Source organism: Salmonella enterica subsp. diarizonae (assembly GCF_008692785.1).
Lineage (GTDB): Bacteria > Pseudomonadota > Gammaproteobacteria > Enterobacterales > Enterobacteriaceae > Salmonella > Salmonella diarizonae.
In genome coordinates, this window is the sequence record NZ_VXJV01000001.1 from 583,609 (window position 1) to 599,302 (window position 15,694).

Annotated in this window: 15 protein-coding genes, 2 pseudogenes and 1 riboswitch; of the genes and pseudogenes, 7 read left to right on the forward strand and 10 right to left on the reverse strand. The window is 52.9% G+C overall.

The window, feature by feature from the left end; genetic code table 11:
* Positions 1-23: 23 nt before the first annotated feature.
* Genes yqiA through nudF form a run of 4 tightly spaced genes read right to left on the reverse strand, consistent with a single transcriptional unit; the run spans position 24 to position 2,508 of the window.
* Positions 24-605 carry an esterase YqiA gene (gene yqiA, locus F4V72_RS02830; protein ID WP_000105725.1) on the reverse strand — a complete coding sequence of 194 codons (582 nt, stop codon included), beginning with the start codon at positions 603-605 and terminating at the stop codon, positions 24-26.
* Positions 605-1,432: a 3',5'-cyclic-AMP phosphodiesterase gene (gene cpdA / locus F4V72_RS02835; RefSeq protein WP_023248569.1), complete on the reverse strand. Its 828-nt coding sequence runs from the start codon at positions 1,430-1,432 to the stop codon at positions 605-607. The genes yqiA and cpdA overlap by 1 nt, the downstream gene beginning before the upstream one ends.
* Before the next feature lie 24 nt (positions 1,433-1,456).
* The gene (locus F4V72_RS02840; protein WP_136057994.1) at positions 1,457-1,879 is read right to left on the reverse strand and encodes a DUF1249 family protein; all 423 of its coding nucleotides are present in this window, start codon (positions 1,877-1,879) and stop codon (positions 1,457-1,459) included.
* Positions 1,876-2,508 (reverse strand): ADP-ribose diphosphatase, encoded by a 633-nt coding sequence (nudF, locus tag F4V72_RS02845; protein WP_023248570.1) that lies wholly within the window; start codon positions 2,506-2,508, stop codon positions 1,876-1,878. Before nudF ends, F4V72_RS02840 begins: the two co-directional genes overlap by 4 nt.
* A gap of 200 nt (positions 2,509-2,708) precedes the next feature.
* On the opposite strand from nudF, the gene tolC reads away from it, so the two are divergent.
* The 3 genes from tolC (at position 2,709) to F4V72_RS02860 (ending at position 6,243) form a co-directional block, all read left to right on the forward strand.
* Complete coding sequence (gene tolC / locus F4V72_RS02850; RefSeq protein WP_072158659.1) at positions 2,709-4,190, forward strand: outer membrane channel protein TolC; 1,482 nt, start codon at positions 2,709-2,711, stop codon at positions 4,188-4,190.
* A 212-nt stretch (positions 4,191-4,402) separates the two neighbouring features.
* A complete protein-coding gene (locus tag F4V72_RS02855; RefSeq protein ID WP_000831528.1) occupies positions 4,403-5,074 on the forward strand; it encodes a DUF1190 family protein in 672 nt (223 codons plus the stop codon).
* A 5-nt stretch (positions 5,075-5,079) separates the two neighbouring features.
* Positions 5,080-6,243: a glutathionylspermidine synthase family protein gene (locus tag F4V72_RS02860; protein ID WP_063390833.1), complete on the forward strand. Its 1,164-nt coding sequence runs from the start codon at positions 5,080-5,082 to the stop codon at positions 6,241-6,243.
* 61 nt (positions 6,244-6,304) lie between these two features.
* Here F4V72_RS02860 and ygiD read toward each other — a convergent pair whose 3' ends face one another.
* Positions 6,305-7,093 carry a 4,5-DOPA dioxygenase extradiol gene (ygiD, locus tag F4V72_RS02865; protein ID WP_170245738.1) on the reverse strand — a complete coding sequence of 263 codons (789 nt, stop codon included), beginning with the start codon at positions 7,091-7,093 and terminating at the stop codon, positions 6,305-6,307.
* Positions 7,094-7,233: 140 nt separating this feature from the next.
* Between ygiD and zupT the strand changes: the two genes are divergently transcribed.
* The gene (gene zupT, locus F4V72_RS02870; protein ID WP_023248574.1) at positions 7,234-8,007 is read left to right on the forward strand and encodes a zinc transporter ZupT; all 774 of its coding nucleotides are present in this window, start codon (positions 7,234-7,236) and stop codon (positions 8,005-8,007) included.
* A gap of 66 nt (positions 8,008-8,073) precedes the next feature.
* Here zupT and F4V72_RS24590 read toward each other — a convergent pair whose 3' ends face one another.
* On the reverse strand, positions 8,074-8,250 hold the full coding sequence (locus F4V72_RS24590; RefSeq protein WP_023248575.1) for a hypothetical protein: 177 nt from the start codon (positions 8,248-8,250) through the stop codon (positions 8,074-8,076).
* A gap of 422 nt (positions 8,251-8,672) precedes the next feature.
* On the opposite strand from F4V72_RS24590, the pseudogene F4V72_RS02875 reads away from it, so the two are divergent.
* Positions 8,673-9,030, forward strand: a pseudogene (locus F4V72_RS02875) (aryl-sulfate sulfotransferase N-terminal domain-containing protein); the annotation flags it as partial.
* Positions 9,024-9,164: pseudogene (locus F4V72_RS02880) on the forward strand (protein-disulfide oxidoreductase DsbI); the annotation flags it as partial. The pseudogenes F4V72_RS02875 and F4V72_RS02880, both read left to right, overlap by 7 nt.
* Before the next feature lie 65 nt (positions 9,165-9,229).
* Here F4V72_RS02880 and ribB read toward each other — a convergent pair.
* On the reverse strand, positions 9,230-9,883 hold the full coding sequence (gene ribB, locus F4V72_RS02885; RefSeq protein WP_023248578.1) for a 3,4-dihydroxy-2-butanone-4-phosphate synthase: 654 nt from the start codon (positions 9,881-9,883) through the stop codon (positions 9,230-9,232).
* Between the two features lie 105 nt (positions 9,884-9,988).
* A riboswitch (FMN riboswitch) is annotated at positions 9,989-10,187 on the reverse strand.
* Positions 10,188-10,319: 132 nt separating this feature from the next.
* Between ribB and ubiK the strand changes: the two genes are divergently transcribed.
* A complete protein-coding gene (ubiK, locus tag F4V72_RS02890) occupies positions 10,320-10,616 on the forward strand; it encodes a ubiquinone biosynthesis accessory factor UbiK (protein ID WP_023248579.1) in 297 nt (98 codons plus the stop codon).
* Between the two features lie 73 nt (positions 10,617-10,689).
* On the opposite strand, the gene glgS is transcribed toward ubiK, so the two are convergent.
* The 3 genes from glgS to glnE form a co-directional block, all read right to left on the reverse strand.
* Positions 10,690-10,899: a cell surface composition regulator GlgS gene (glgS, locus tag F4V72_RS02895; RefSeq protein WP_000928925.1), complete on the reverse strand. Its 210-nt coding sequence runs from the start codon at positions 10,897-10,899 to the stop codon at positions 10,690-10,692.
* 465 nt (positions 10,900-11,364) lie between these two features.
* Entirely contained in the window at positions 11,365-12,798 is a 1,434-nt protein-coding gene (gene hldE / locus F4V72_RS02900; RefSeq protein ID WP_053528755.1) for a bifunctional D-glycero-beta-D-manno-heptose-7-phosphate kinase/D-glycero-beta-D-manno-heptose 1-phosphate adenylyltransferase HldE, read from the reverse strand.
* Between the two features lie 47 nt (positions 12,799-12,845).
* Entirely contained in the window at positions 12,846-15,689 is a 2,844-nt protein-coding gene (gene glnE, locus F4V72_RS02905; RefSeq protein WP_063390834.1) for a bifunctional [glutamate--ammonia ligase]-adenylyl-L-tyrosine phosphorylase/[glutamate--ammonia-ligase] adenylyltransferase, read from the reverse strand.
* Positions 15,690-15,694: the final 5 nt, after the last annotated feature.

The following is a 15,694-nucleotide window of genomic DNA, read 5'->3' on the forward strand; positions in this document are numbered from 1 at the left end:
TAATTAGCAATTCGAATTGATTGTCAGCAACTGTGCAGTCCAAGAAAATCGACAATCTGGTTGAAATAATCTTCGAAGCCCGTGAATGCGTGATTACCGCCCTCAGTCACTGTCTGACGGCAGGAGGCGTAATATGCCACCGCCTGGCGGTAATCCAGCACTTCATCGCCCGTCTGTTGCAGTAGCCAGATCAGGTCCGGCGCTTCCAGAGGGTCAATCTGCATGACTTTAAGATCGTAAATATGGCGAGACTCTAGCACATATTGCTGTCCGGTGTAGGGGTTCTCGTTCTGACCGAGATAGTCGGTCAGTAATTCAAAGGGCCGCACCGCCGGGTTGACGACCACAGCCGGTAGCATAAAACATTGCGACAGCCAGGTGGCGTAATAACCACCCAGTGACGATCCTACCAGCCCTAATGGCGCGCCGCCATGCTCAAGCACGAGAGACTCCAGTAGCTCCGCCGCATCGGCAGGATACGGCGGTAGTTGAGGGACGATCATCTCGACGTGTGGATGACGCTCCGCCAGCCAGTTTTTTAGCTGGCACGCTTTTGCCGAGCGAGGGGAACTGTTGAATCCGTGCAAATAGAGAAGCGTAGACATCAGTATCCTTCCGAAGCGGTATCGGGTCGGAACCGGGTATCCTGCAGGCGATGCACTTCCGTCTCCAGGACGCCGTTCGCCTGAAGCACCAGCGTACGCCAGCCCGGCGCGATAGTATCCAGCGTAAAGTTCGCGCAGTGCGGTTTAAACTGTACACAGGTTGACGGCGACGCCAACAGACGGCGTCCGTTCCAGTCGAGATCCAGCTCCTGGTGAATATGTCCGCATAACAGATACTTCACACGCGGGAAATTCGCCAGCACGCTATCCAGCTCACCGGCATTACGCAAGCTGTGCTGATCCAACCAACTGCACCCTGCCGGCAACGGATGGTGGTGCAAAAGGAGCAATGTCTGTCTCTCTGGCGCATCGGCGAGCTTACGCTCAAGCCATTCCAGTTGGAACTCGCTCAGTTCGCCATGCGGAACGCCAAACACCTGACTATCCAGCAACAAAATCTGCCATTGTTCGCCGATTAACACGCGTTTAGCCGGGGAAATCCCCGCCTCTTGCAGCGCGCTGTACATTGCCGGCTGAAAATCATGATTGCCCGGCAGCCAAACGCAAGGCGCGCGAAAACTTGCGATACCCTCAGCAAAATGCTGATAAGCCGCAGCGGATTGATCCTGCGCCAGATCGCCGGTCGCCACGATCAGATCATATTCATACTGTTGCGCCCGAATAGCCTCCAGCACGGCCTGGTAACTTTCCCAGGTATTGACGCCTAACAGCGTTTCATGCTTTTCGGCAAACAGGTGAGTATCTGTAATTTGTAAAATCCTGACTCGGGCCTCACCAGCCAGAGGTAGGGTTAACAGGCTTTCCAAATGGTGTCCTTAGGTTTCACGACGCTAATAAACCGGAATCGCCATCGCTCCATGTGCTAAACAGAATCGTAGCCAGCCGGCCAGAAACTGATTAATTTGATGCTTTTCGTCGCGTTGATGCAACTTTTTATTTGGATAATCATACCGCGCTTTGAAGCGAAAGATCTGCTGGCTTGAACACACTTCAGCCACCATCGCATCATGGTAGAGGCGCACCGTCAGCGACGGCAGGCTCCAGTAGGTGATGGCTGGCGCCGTTTGCTCGATCGTTACAAGCGTAGTGTATCGGGTCGATTCCACAATCGTTAACCGATATTGTACGTTGCCCACCTGATAGCTCACCGTTTCACCGGGTGCGTCATTGCGCGGCAACAAGCGGCGCAATTGCGAAAAATTGGTTTCGCACAGACGCATCATTTCAGGGAAGTCAGGTGTATAACGCTTCATTTTTTCCACTCGTTTTTTAACTCTTGATGATGTAACTGAAGCCATTGCAAAGCGATGACCGCAGCTGCGTTGTCGATTTTCCCCTCTTCTACCCACTGGTATGCCTGCTCCCGGCTTACCACATGAACCCGAATATCTTCGTTTTCATCCGCCAGACCGTGAATACCTACCGCGGTCGTGGCGTCCACTTCACCCACCAGAATAGATGAGCGCTCGCTGGTTCCTCCAGGACTCGCCAGGTAACTGATAACCGGTCGGGTGCGGCCCACGGTCAGCCCCGCTTCTTCCATCGCCTCACGCCGGGCGACCGCCTCAATGGTTTCGCCTTCTTCTATCATGCCAGCGACCATCTCCAGCAGCCACGGCGTAACGCTTGTGTCATACGCGGCAATACGAATCTGTTCGACCAGCACCACCTCGTCGCGTTCAGGGTCAAAGGGTAGCAAGACGGCAGCGTGCCCGCGCTCAAAAATTTCGCGCTTTACTTCGCCACTCATTTCTCCGTTGAATAAACGATGGCGGAATCGATACATATCTAATGAAAAAAAACCGCGGTAGCGCGTTTCCCGTGCAATAATTTCTACATCGCTTTTGGTGAAAGTAACTGGCAAGTTGTCTGATTTACGCATTGTGCTGCCCTGCTAGCAATAATGATTAAATGATGAATTTCAAGGGTGGTTGACTGCTGTTTTATCACCCTTGTGGTAAATTGGTGCCAATTAAGGCTCGTATGGCACGTAACGCCAACTTTTTGCAGTGGCGGATTCTGCTAGAATCAGCAATTATTTTTACAAATTGATCAGCGCTAAATACTGCTTCACAACAAGGAATGCAAATGAAGAAATTGCTCCCCATCCTTATCGGCCTGAGCCTGTCGGGGTTCAGCACACTAAGCCAGGCAGAGAACCTGATGCAAGTTTATCAGCAAGCACGCCTGAGCAACCCGGAATTGCGTAAATCCGCTGCCGATCGCGATGCTGCATTCGAAAAAATTAACGAAGCGCGTAGTCCTTTACTGCCGCAACTGGGTTTAGGTGCCGACTACACCTACAGCAACGGTTATCGCGATGCGAACGGCATCAACTCCAATCAAACCAGCGCTTCTCTGCAATTAACGCAGACGCTGTTTGATATGTCGAAATGGCGTGGGCTCACCCTGCAAGAAAAAGCAGCAGGCATTCAGGATGTGGCCTATCAGACCGATCAGCAGACGCTGATTCTCAATACCGCGAACGCGTATTTTAAAGTATTGAACGCTATTGATATGCTTTCCTATACCCAGGCGCAAAAAGAGGCTATCTATCGCCAGTTAGATCAAACGACGCAACGTTTTAACGTGGGTCTGGTCGCCATTACCGACGTGCAAAACGCCCGCGCGCAGTATGATACCGTACTGGCGAATGAAGTTACCGCCCGCAACAACCTGGATAACGCGGTAGAAGAGCTGCGCCAGGTGACCGGCAATTATTATCCAGAGCTGGCCTCGCTTAACGTCGAGCATTTTAAAACCGACAAACCTAAAGCAGTTAACGCCCTGCTGAAGGAAGCGGAAAACCGCAACCTGTCGCTGTTGCAGGCGCGCTTGAGTCAGGATCTGGCGCGCGAGCAAATCCGCCAGGCGCAGGACGGTCATCTGCCGACGCTGAATTTAACGGCCTCGACCGGCGTTTCTGATACTTCGTATAACGGTTCTAACACCCACGGTCCAGGTAGCCAGTACGACGATAGCAACATGGGGCAGAATAAAATCGGCCTGAACTTCTCCCTGCCGCTGTATCAGGGGGGGATGGTTAACTCGCAGGTAAAACAGGCGCAGTATAACTTTGTCGGCGCGAGCGAACAGTTGGAAAGCGCGCACCGTAGCGTGGTGCAGACCGTGCGCTCCTCCTTCAACAATATTAACGCGTCTATCAGCAGCATCAACGCCTACAAACAGGCGGTCGTTTCCGCGCAAAGTTCTCTGGACGCGATGGAAGCTGGCTACTCAGTCGGTACGCGTACCATTGTTGACGTACTGGATGCCACCACCACGCTGTATGAAGCCAAGCAGCAACTGGCCAACGCGCGTTATACCTATTTGATTAATCAGTTAAATATCAAATATGCGCTCGGTACGCTGAACGAGCAGGATCTGCTCGCGCTTAACAGTACGTTGGGGAAACCTATCCCGACGTCGCCGGAAAGCGTAGCGCCGGAAACACCAGAGCAGGATGCTGCCGCAGACGGTTATAATGCCCATAGCGCCGCGCCGGCAGTACAGCCGACCGCCGCCCGCGCCAACAGCAATAACGGCAATCCATTCCGGCATTGATAAGTTATTCGCTGGCGCTACGCTTATCAGGCCTATGCCCTTGTAGGTCTGGTAAGCGCGGCGTTACCTGTCATGAAGCCGCGCCTGAACGTAAGACAACGTAAAGATCCTGCTATTCCGCCGCATTCTCGCCTTTTCTCGCTTCAATTTCGACCAGTCATCCTCTATTCTGAACGCATGTTGTATTTACCACTGGGTCCTGGAAGACAAATATGAAACGGACAAAATCCATCCATCACGCATCGTTTCGCAAAAGCTGGAGCGCGCGGCATTTAACGCCGGTCGCCCTGGCGGTTACGGCTGTTTTTATGCTGGCTGGCTGTGAAAAAAGCGATGAAACCGTATCGTTGTATCAAAACGCTGATGACTGTTCAGCAGCAAATCCGGGCAAAAGCGCGGAGTGTACAACCGCGTATAACAATGCGCTGAAAGAGGCCGAACGTACTGCGCCTAAGTACGCTACACGCGAAGATTGCGTTGCCGAGTTTGGTGAAGGTCAGTGCCAGCAAGCGCCCGCACAGGCTGGCATGGCGCCGGAAAATCAGGCGCAGGCCCAACAATCCAGCGGCAGTTTCTGGATGCCGCTGATGGCAGGTTACATGATGGGGCGTCTGATGGGCGGCGGCGCAGGCTTTGCGCAACAGCCGCTGTTTAGCTCGAAAAACCCGGCCAGCCCGGCATACGGCAAATATACCGACGCGGCAGGTAAAAACTACGGCGCGGCACAACCGGGCCGGACAATGACCGTACCGAAAACCGCTATGGCGCCGAAGCCTGCGACCACAACAACCGTTACCCGCGGCGGTTTTGGCGAATCCGTCGCCAAACAGAGCACCATGCAGCGTAGCGCTGCCGGTACTTCAACACGTTCGATGGGCGGCTGATACGCATGGAAAGAGTCAGTATTACCGAGCGCCCGGACTGGCGCGATAAAGCGACTGAATACGGGTTTAATTTTCACACGATGTATGGTGAACCGTACTGGTGTGAAGACGCTTATTACAAGTTAACGCTCGCCCAGGTGGAAAAACTGGAAGACGTTACCGCCGAGTTGCACCAGATGTGCCTCAAGGTGGTAGAACGCGTCATCGCCAGCGATGAGCTGATGACGAAGTTTCGTATTCCAAAACATACCTGGGGTTTTGTTCGCCAGTCCTGGCAAACGCAACAACCGTCGCTCTATTCCCGCCTCGATCTGGCCTGGGACGGCATCGGCGAGCCTAAGCTGCTCGAAAATAATGCCGACACGCCAACGTCACTGTATGAAGCGGCGTTTTTTCAGTGGATTTGGCTGGAAGATCAGATCAACGCGGGCAATCTGCCGGAAGGCAGCGATCAGTTTAATAGCCTGCAGGAAAAGCTGATTGAACGCTTTGCTGAACTTCGCGAACAGTACGGTTTTCAGTTGCTGCATCTCACCTGCTGTCGCGATACGGTTGAGGATCGCGGCACCATTCAGTATTTACAGGATTGCGCTGCCGAAGCGGAAATCGCCACCGAATTTCTCTATATCGAAGATATTGGTCTGGGGGAAAAAGGCCAATTTACGGATCTGCAGGATCAGGTCATTGCGAACCTGTTCAAGCTCTATCCGTGGGAATTTATGCTGCGCGAGATGTTTTCCACCAAGCTGGAAGATGCCGGCGTGCGCTGGCTGGAGCCGGCCTGGAAAAGCATTATCTCCAATAAAGCGTTGTTGCCGCTGTTGTGGGAAATGTTCCCGGACCATCCAAATCTGTTGCCTGCGTATTTCGCCGAAGACGAACATCCGCAAATGGATAAATATGTCGTGAAACCGATCTTCTCCCGCGAAGGGGCGAACGTATCGATTATTGAGAACGGTAAAACGATCGAATTCGTGGAAGGCCCGTATGGCGAAGAGGGTATGATCGTGCAACAGTTCTATCCGCTGCCAAAATTCGGCGACAGTTATACCCTGATTGGTAGCTGGCTGATTAACGATCAACCCGCCGGAATTGGTATCCGTGAAGATCGGGCGCTGATCACCCAGGATCTCTCCCGCTTCTATCCGCATATTTTTGTCGAAGGATAGATTCTCCTGTCGGCCCGATGAGCGTAACGCCATCGGGCAATCATTCAGCGCCTTATCCGGCCTACCCCACCTGCACCGACAACATACTTATACTGCCCATCTCAATACCGTCTGCCGGAACCGAGATACGTTCCTTGCCATCCCAGGCGCCAAGTACATACAGCAAAGGTAAAAAGTGTTCCGGCGTCGGGTTCGATAAGGCGCCCCCTTCATGTTGCAGATAATTCACCAGCGGGTGCTGTTCTACCGGCCCCTGCCATGCCAGGTTCGCCTTTACATACTCATTAAACGAGACGGCCCATGGATAAGGCGCATTCTCACCGTGCCAACGCACAGTCCGCAGGTTATGAACCACATTCCCGCTAGCTACCAGCATCACGCCTTCGTCACGCAGCGTCGCCAGTTTACGACCCGCCTCAAAATGCCATGCCGCCGGCTTGGTACTATCAACGCTAAGCTGCACCACCGGAATATCCGCATTCGGGTACATCTTGATCAATACGCCCCAGGAGCCGTGATCAAATCCCCACGCCTCTTTATCGAGCGCGACGGGAACGGGCGCCAACAATTCAACCAGACGCTGCGCCAGCGCAGGCGATCCATGAGCCGGATAATGCGTGTCATACAGCGCCTGCGGAAAACCGCCAAAATCATGGAGAGTTTGCGGCCTTTCCATCGCTGTAACGCCCGTCCCGCGGGTGTACCAGTGCGCCGACACCACCACTATCGCCTGTGGTCGCGGTAAGGCTTCCCCCAATCGCCGCCAGGCGCGGGTATAATCGTTATCGTCCAGCACGTTCATCGGGCTGCCATGCCCCAAAAACAATGCTGGCATACGCGTTAAAGACATGATGTTATCCTTACAGGAAAGACATTTTGTTAACATCACCATACGCTTTCTTCACAGAGGAAGAACTCAGATAACCATGATGAAGATCATCAGTTATTTTGAAGGTCAGGTTCGGACGGCAAATTGATAAGGAGTAATGAATGTCAGTACCACTTATTCTGACCTTACTGGCGGGCGCCGCCACCTTTATTGGCGCGTTTCTTGGCGTTCTCGGCCAAAAACCGTCTAATCGCGTGCTGGCTTTTTCGCTGGGCTTCGCCGCAGGCATCATGTTGCTCATCTCGCTGATGGAGATGCTGCCCGCCGCGCTTGACACCGATGGAATGTCGCCCGTACTGGGCTACGGGATGTTTATTATCGGCCTGTTAGGCTACTTCGGGCTGGATCGCCTGCTTCCTCACGCTCACCCGCAGGATCTGGTGCAAAAAAGGCAGCAGCCTATTCCCGGCTCAATAAAACGCACCGCGATTTTATTGACGCTCGGCATTAGCCTGCACAACTTTCCGGAAGGGATCGCCACCTTTGTCACCGCCAGCAGCAATCTGGAACTGGGTTTCGGCATCGCACTGGCGGTGGCGTTGCACAATATTCCTGAAGGTCTGGCGGTCGCCGGCCCGGTTTATGCCGCGACGGGCTCAAAACGTACCGCGATTTTTTGGGCCGGAATCTCCGGCATGGCGGAGATTCTTGGCGGCGTGCTGGCGTGGCTAATTTTGGGCAGTCTGGTTTCGCCGATCGTCATGGCGGCTATCATGGCGGCGGTCGCTGGCATTATGGTGGCGCTCTCCGTCGATGAACTGATGCCGCTGGCAAAAGAGATCGATCCTAACAATAACCCCAGCTATGGCGTGCTTTGCGGCATGTCCGTCATGGGGCTTAGTCTCGTCATTTTGCAGACGATAGGCATCGGTTAAGAGAAACGTCGCGCCGGATGTAACCCTTTAGTCAGGCAACATCCGGCTGCCCGGCGAGGATATGCGCTATTTCTGCTCATTCATCACGCTACCGCCTTCGTTCGTCTGGTGAAAACGTTTCGTTCGCGCTTCAAGTAATGCATCTCTGTCCTGCCGAAACGCTCTGCAATAACGCTTCATATGGCAAACATACCCTATCACCACAAGAGCAATTAATATTATCCAGTACCAGGCAATAAACATCCTTTTTACCCTTAAAATTTAACAACACTAAACATTTAACGTTAAAATTTTACATACCTTTATTTTGACGTATTCATATACTGGCATATTTGTGGAACAAATAAATGATTTTGATCATATAAATCAGTAGTGAAATCCAATAATGAAAAAAGTATTAAGCAGAAAACAATGTCGATAATGTCACACTTTACACTAATTTATAGTGTTCTTAAAATACCCTTCCCCTACTGTCAACTCATAAATGAAATTAAAGAATATGGATGCAGAGTATATTTTAAAATAAGCAATAGCATCATGCCTTATTTTTAAATGCCAATCATTTATCATCCATAAAAAATAGCATATTTATAAGTATTATATTTAGAATTTGTACATAAGGATATATATCTATCCTTGACCAATACCGAAAAAAATACTTATCGGCGCAGACCGCAGGAATATTAGGCGCAGTCGTTGTCGACCCTTACAGAAATGCCCCGCTCACCGCACTGATGGAATTAGATAGCCATATTATTTCAGACGTCAAAGTTACTGCACATGGCAGAGAGGAAGACGTGTTCCTGTTACTATACCGTTGAGAAAGAGTCTTTAGAAACATATGATGGTATTCCTATTTTTGGCCTTTACCAGAAATTTGCCAACAACGTCACGGTAGAATATAAAGGAAACGGCAAAGCTATGAAGGATAACTATGTGGTGCAGACGTCCACCATCGTCAACCATTATATGGATAACCGTTTTATTTCAGATAGCCAGCAAACGAAAGTTATTACGATGGCTGGTACCTGCTCCCGCCCTGGCACTTTATGAATATGGCGCAGGCATGCCTGTTGGCCTCTGGGCTGTGCCTGATTCTGCTGGTCAAAAGCGACACCTGGGTGATAAAACTCTCCAGAGGTAAAACCCGCGCGTAATAACAAAAAACCGAAGCGTTTTAGCTTCGGTTTTTTTCATCATGACGACAGACGTCGCCATCCGATTAACTCACCTTACGCTCATGCGCCAGACGATAAGCCACCAGATCTTCAATCGTGACAACAGCCATATTATGCTGGGCTGCAAACGCGATACACTCCGGCGCACGCGCCATCGTCCCATCGTCGTTAGTCAGCTCGCACAGTACGCCTGCAGGTTTAAAACCGGCCAGCGTCATCAGATCGATGGTCGCCTCCGTATGGCCGCCGCGCGTCAGCACGCCGCCCGCCTGAGCGCGCAGTGGGAAAACGTGACCCGGACGGTTAAGATCGGACGGTTTTGCGCCATCTGCGATGGCGGCACGCACCGTCGTCACACGGTCAGCGGCGGATACGCCGGTAGTCACGCCTTCTGCGGCTTCAATGGTCACGGTAAAACCAGTGCCGTAGGCGCTGGTGTTGTTTTCCACCATCATTGGCAAGTCAAGCTGCTTACGGCGCTCTTCAGTAATGCACAGGCAAACAATACCGCTACCGTGACGAATGGTTAACGCCATCTGTTCTACGGTCATCGTCTCTGCGGGGAAAATCATATCGCCTTCGTTTTCACGGTCTTCATCATCAAGCACCATGACACCGCGTCCTTCACGCAGCGCATCCAGTGCAAGTTCAACACGGTCAAAAGGCGTACCAAAAGAGGAAAGTAGCGTCTGATTCATGGTAAAAAAACCTCATTAACATTATGGTTACCAGAATCAGGGCAGTCTTAGGAGTGCCGACAAGCGGCAAAAAAATAACGTGAGCGGGTCCATGCCCGACTGGATCGTTACCCTCTCCCATCCGGACTTTAACCGTCGGCCCCGGAATTACACCGGATCTGCTGACCTTTTCGCTATTGCAAAAAGCGCTCGCGGGCTTTCAACCCGTTCTTCGCATTTCGTCACGGCGCACCGTAATGAGAAACGCGTTAAACATCGTTGATTTACCGCCGGTGGGGAATTTCGCCCCGCCCTGAGAATAAGCGGGTTAACTATAACGCTATTGACTACCTTCATCAACGCCTTTACTCCGTATAGCGTCACACAATTCTGGTTTATGGCGTCCACATATCGCACTACAATAAGAGCTAACACTTACCAGTTCAGGGAAACCACAATGATTGACCCGAAAAAAATTGAGCAAATCGCACGCCAGGTTCATGAATCAATGCCGAAAGGTATTCGCGAGTTCGGGGAAGATATCGAGAAGAAAATCCGTCAAACGCTGCAATCTCAACTGACGCGTCTCGATCTGGTGAGCCGCGAAGAGTTTGATGTCCAGACTCAGGTTTTGCTGCGCACCCGGGAAAAACTGGCGCTGCTGGAGCAACGCCTCAGCGAACTGGAAGCTCGCGACAAACCACAGGAAGTAAAACCTGCGCCCGCCATTCCGCCAGTCGATCCACAAGAGTAAAAACGTGAACGGGCCTGACGGCCCGCTCATATAAGATCTTAATCATGCCCTGCGCCGGTAAAGGGAGCCAGGGTTAGTGTTCTAATTCTAACTTTTTCGCCTGAGTCGCCTGCTGACAGTAAAGCGCGTAACGCTTGCAAAACCAGTCGCGGTGCTCCTCGTCCATATTGCCGGTTACAGCCTGGATATCAACAGGACGCCCCTCCGCCTGCATTCTGGCAAAGCTGCGCGCCAGAAAATCGAAATTATTTAATGAATAGACGTTATTATTGTTCATCAGCATACCCTCCAGTGATTGAATTCTGTTAAGGCTATATGCTTTTTCTAATTTCAGTATTTCTCTATATGTACGACGGTTTTATACATAACGTGCGCAAATTTAATGCGTAAAATCACAATTTCCACCAAATATGACGGCGTATAAATATCTTGCGGGCTTAAGAGCTGGACGCTCACCAACAATCGCGATATCAGCAAGGGGCTGAAACGGGAACCCCCTACCAAAGAAGTGGCTTTAATAAGGAAAGGGTTATGATGCAACAGGTCATCATACTGATTGGTCTGTTACCGATAAGTTTCGCAGCTTACTAACAACCAATCAGAGGGGGAGAGATCCCCTCTCACCCTTATTCCTTTATTTTAGGTCGAAAAAAAGCAGCGTTAACCGCGAGATACGCGTCGAAACGAAATGTCCGACGCGCCTTCAAATTCAGCGCCCACAGCGTCTGTAACGCCTGATGGCGCGATTTTACTTCTCGCTCTCAGTCTGGATCTTTTTGATGATATTGGTCGTTGAACAACCATCTTCGAAGTTCAGCACCATGACGTCGCCGCCGTTGGCCCAGACCTCTTCGCTGCCCGCAATCTCTTCCGGCTTATAGTCACCGCCTTTTACCAGCAGATCTGGCAGAATACCGGCAATCAGTCGTTGCGGCGTATCCTCTTCAAATGAGACAACCCAGTCAACCGACTCCAGCGCACCCAGCACGATCATACGCTGTTCGAGCGGATTAACCGGACGGCTTTCGCCTTTCAGACGTTTGGTCGAGGCGTCACTATTGACCGCAACAATCAGGCGGTCGCCCAGTTTGCGCGCGTTCGCCAGATAAGAGACGTGGCCCGCGTGCAGAATATCGAAAACGCCGTTGGTCATGACCACTTTCTCGCCACGCTTACGCGCGCTGGCGACGGCCTGTTTCAGCTCCTCTTCGGTCATGACGCCGAAGCCGGTATCCGCGCGTCCGCGCACTGCGTTTTCCAGCTCAATAGGGGAAACCGTTGACGTCCCGAGTTTACCCACCACTACGCCCGCCGCCGCATTGGCGAAATAGCACGCCTCTTCCAGAGTATTTCCCGCCGCCAGCGTCGCCGCCAGCACGCCGATCACCGTATCGCCCGCACCGGTAACATCATAAACTTCCTGCGCCTGCGTCGGCATATGTAGCGGCGCTTTATTCGGTTGCAGCAGCGTCATTCCCTGCTCGGAACGCGTGACCAACAACGCGGAAAGGTCGTAATCGGCAATGAGCTTCATGCCGCGTTCAACCAGTTCGTCTTCACTTTTACATTTCCCCGCGACCGCCTCAAATTCAGAAAGGTTTGGCGTCAGTAGCGTAGCGCCGCGGTAACGTTCAAAATCCGTTCCTTTCGGATCGATGAGCACCGGCACGTCCGCCTGGCGAGCCAAGGCAATCATAGTCTGCACGCTGGTCAGAGCGCCTTTGGCATAATCGGACAATACCAGCGCGCCGATCGATCCCAGCGCCTGGTTGATACGCTCATGTAACGGCTGCGGGTCCACCCCCTCAAAGCCTTCTTCAAAATCAAGACGAATGAGCTGCTGATTACGTGACAGCACGCGCAGTTTGGTAATCGTCGGATGCGTCGGCACAGAAACGAAGTCGCACTTCACATTGACCTCCGCCAACGTTTTGCTCAGCGCGCGCGCGGCGTCATCAATACCCGTCAGGCCGACCAGACGGGCGTTCGCTCCCAGAGACGCAATGTTCATCGCCACGTTCGCCGCGCCGCCCGGACGTTCCTCAACGGTATTCACCTTAACAACCGGCACCGGCGCTTCCGGTGAAATACGGCAAGTAGGGCCATACCAGTAGCGATCCAGCATTACATCACCCACAACCATGACGCCTGCACGTTCAAACGCTGGCAGATTTACTTTCATTCCTGTCTCCTGAGAGATTCAAAATTTGCGCGCGATAATAGCATAATTCAGACGGCTACCAGCCACTTCCGCCAGCTTGCCTGCACCAGCGCGCGCTCTTTACTAAAACACGTCTGCGCCACATGGCCGGGAAGCTCCTGCAACGCCAGATGATGCAGTTCATCACGCAGTGTGGTGTAGGCTACCGTCAGCGCCTGCGCTTCCTGTTCATCCATAATGCCGTTTTGCGCCAGAAGATCCAGGATGCGCACGTTATCAGACCAGCGCGTTAATTTAGGTTTTTCATGAGCGTAGCGCAGTACCAGATATTGCGCGATAAACTCAATATCCGTAATACCGCCTTCATCAGCTTTAATATCAAAACGATCGCGATACTTATTGCCGAGATGTGCCCGCATTTTCTCACGCATTTCACGCACTTCAGTCTGCAATGTCTTGCCGTCGCGCGCCGTCGTCATGATAGTGCGGCGTACCGCATCAAACTGTGAGGTAAGCTGCGGGTCGCCATATACCACGCGAGCGCGCACCAACGCCTGATGTTCCCAGGTCCAGGCTTCATGCTGCTGATAATCGGCAAACGCGTCCGCTGAAGTCACCAGCATTCCCGCCGCGCCAGAGGGGCGTAGACGCGCATCCACCTCATACAAAATGCCGGAGGAGGTGCGCGTACTGAACAGATGCATAATGCGCTGCGCCAGGCGCAGATAAAACTGTCGCCCATCGATTTCGCGTTCGCCGTTAGTCATAACGTCCATCGGACAGTCATGCAGGAAGATAAGATCCAGATCGGAACTGTAGCCCAGCTCCCATCCGCCCAACTTGCCATAGCCGACGACCGCGAATCCCCGCCCCTGACGATCATCCAGATGCGTTGGTTGACCATAACGCGCGACCATCTGCGTCCACGCCTGCTGTACTACAGCATCAATCATCGCCTCCGCCAGCCAGGTGAGGTGATCGCTCACTTTCATCACTGGCAGCGTACCGGCAATATCCGCCGCCGCAATCCGCAAAAGCTGCGCCTGTTTAAACTGGCGTAATGCTTCCAGTTGCTGTTCTTCGTCCTCTTCCGGCACGCGCAGCAAATATTGGCGTAATTCGTCGCGGTAAGCGTCGGTAGCCGTCGGCTGATAAAGCGTACCGGGGTCGAGCAGTTCATCAAGCAACAACGGATAGCGCGCCAGTTGGCTCGCTATCATTGGCGAAGCGGCGCAGAGCATAATCAGGTGTTTCAGCGCGCCGGGAAATTCACTCAGCAGCTCCAGATAGGTGGTGCGGGTGACAATCCCCGCCAACAACGGCGTGATACGCGATAGCGTAACGGCGGCGTCTTTGCGGGAACAGACGTCGGCAAGCAAGTGCGGCATCAGTTGGTCCAGCACCTGCCGCCCGCGCGGGCCGATAGGGCGTTTATCCAGTTCCTTACGGAAGTCAGCGATGAGGGTCAGAACCTGTCGCCGATCCTCATCGGCTAAATGCGCCAGCACTGGCGTCGAATCATCCTCCTGTAGCGCATCCTGCCATACTTCACGCCACGGCTCTGAACGCTCTTCCTCCTGCGGGGTATCGGCCTCATCATCGCCAATTAATTCGTTGAATACGCGGCGTACGTTAGCCATATGATCCGTCAGTTTACCAACAAGCTGCGGCCAGTTATTCGTATTCATCCCCCAGGCCAGCCGCGCCCGATTCAGATCGTCGGCAGGCAACGTTTGCGTCTGTTCGTCATTGATGCTTTGCAGCAGATTCTCCAGGCGACGTAAAAAAAGATAGGCCGCACGCAATTGCGCCACGTCATTCTCAGGCAGCAAATGCAACGCCGTGATAGCATTTAACGTCGGCAGTAACGAACGCGACTGTAGCGACGGCTCGCGTCCGCCGCGGATCAACTGGAATACCTGCACGATAAACTCAATTTCACGAATACCGCCCGCGCCAAGTTTAATGTTGTCTTTCAAACCGCGGCGGCGCACTTCGCGGGCGATCATCCCTTTCATATTGCGTAGCGACTGGATGACGCTGAAATCGATATAGCGGCGGAAAACGAAAGGCCGCAGCATGGCGCGTAATTCACGAGACCAGGCGTCGTCGTTATCGCCCATGAGCCGCGCTTTCACCATGGCGTAACGTTCCCAGTCACGTCCTTGTTCCTGATAGTAATCCTCCAGCGCGGCAAAACTCAGCACCAGCGGGCCGCTGTCGCCAAACGGTCGCAGGCGCATGTCAACCCGATAGACAAAACCATCCATTGTGGGCTGATCCAGCGCTTTGATCAGCCGCTGCCCGAGACGCGTAAAGAACTGGGCGTTATCGAGTTCACGACGCCCACCCCGGGTCGCGCCATGTTCCGGCCAGACGAAAATCAGATCGATATCAGAAGAAAAATTCAGTTCGCCGCCGCCCAGCTTGCCCATGCCTAAAATCAGCAGCGGTTGCGGAACGCCCTGCGGGTTACAGGGGGTCCCCCATTCGCGGCAACAGGCGGCATACAGCCAGTCGCGCGCGCCAATAATGAGCGTCTCCGCCAGATGGCTCAACTGCTGTAAAATAGTCTCATCTTCCACCAGCGACAGCGCCTGCGCCCAGGCGATGCGTACCATAATGCGACGACGAAAAAGCCTCAGTTCACGCATCAGCGAGGCGTCGTCACAGACACCTGCCAATGCCTCCTGTAACCAGCCAGCATAATGTTGCCATTCATCAGCCTGCGGCGATGCGGATTCCAGTTCGGCAAGCCACTCTGGATGCGCTATCACGCTGTCCAGCGCAAAATCGCTAAATGTAAGTACTGACTTCGCCTGCGCGCTAAGCGATGTCTCAGTAAATCCTTCTGGTAGGCGCTCAACAACGGTCTGCCAGTACTGCGATAAGGGTGAAGAGAGCGGCGTCATTTAGG

Bases quoted from the DNA above. Each gene is read 5' to 3' on its own strand.
- yqiA (WP_000105725.1), bottom strand. From the start codon at position 605: ATGTCTACGCTTCTCTATTTGCACGGATTCAACAGTTCCCCTCGCTCG.
- F4V72_RS02840 (WP_136057994.1), bottom strand. From the start codon at position 1,879: ATGAAGCGTTATACACCTGACTTCCCTGAAATGATGCGTCTGTGCGAA.
- nudF (WP_023248570.1), bottom strand. From the start codon at position 2,508: ATGCGTAAATCAGACAACTTGCCAGTTACTTTCACCAAAAGCGATGTA.
- tolC (WP_072158659.1), top strand. From the start codon at position 2,709: ATGCAAATGAAGAAATTGCTCCCCATCCTTATCGGCCTGAGCCTGTCG.
- F4V72_RS02855 (WP_000831528.1), top strand. From the start codon at position 4,403: ATGAAACGGACAAAATCCATCCATCACGCATCGTTTCGCAAAAGCTGG.
- F4V72_RS02860 (WP_063390833.1), top strand. From the start codon at position 5,080: ATGGAAAGAGTCAGTATTACCGAGCGCCCGGACTGGCGCGATAAAGCG.
- ygiD (WP_170245738.1), bottom strand. From the start codon at position 7,093: ATGTCTTTAACGCGTATGCCAGCATTGTTTTTGGGGCATGGCAGCCCG.
- zupT (WP_023248574.1), top strand. From the start codon at position 7,234: ATGTCAGTACCACTTATTCTGACCTTACTGGCGGGCGCCGCCACCTTT.
- F4V72_RS24590 (WP_023248575.1), bottom strand. From the start codon at position 8,250: ATGTTTATTGCCTGGTACTGGATAATATTAATTGCTCTTGTGGTGATA.
- ribB (WP_023248578.1), bottom strand. From the start codon at position 9,883: ATGAATCAGACGCTACTTTCCTCTTTTGGTACGCCTTTTGACCGTGTT.
- ubiK (WP_023248579.1), top strand. From the start codon at position 10,320: ATGATTGACCCGAAAAAAATTGAGCAAATCGCACGCCAGGTTCATGAA.
- glgS (WP_000928925.1), bottom strand. From the start codon at position 10,899: ATGCTGATGAACAATAATAACGTCTATTCATTAAATAATTTCGATTTT.
- hldE (WP_053528755.1), bottom strand. From the start codon at position 12,798: ATGAAAGTAAATCTGCCAGCGTTTGAACGTGCAGGCGTCATGGTTGTG.
- glnE (WP_063390834.1), bottom strand. From the start codon at position 15,689: ATGACGCCGCTCTCTTCACCCTTATCGCAGTACTGGCAGACCGTTGTT.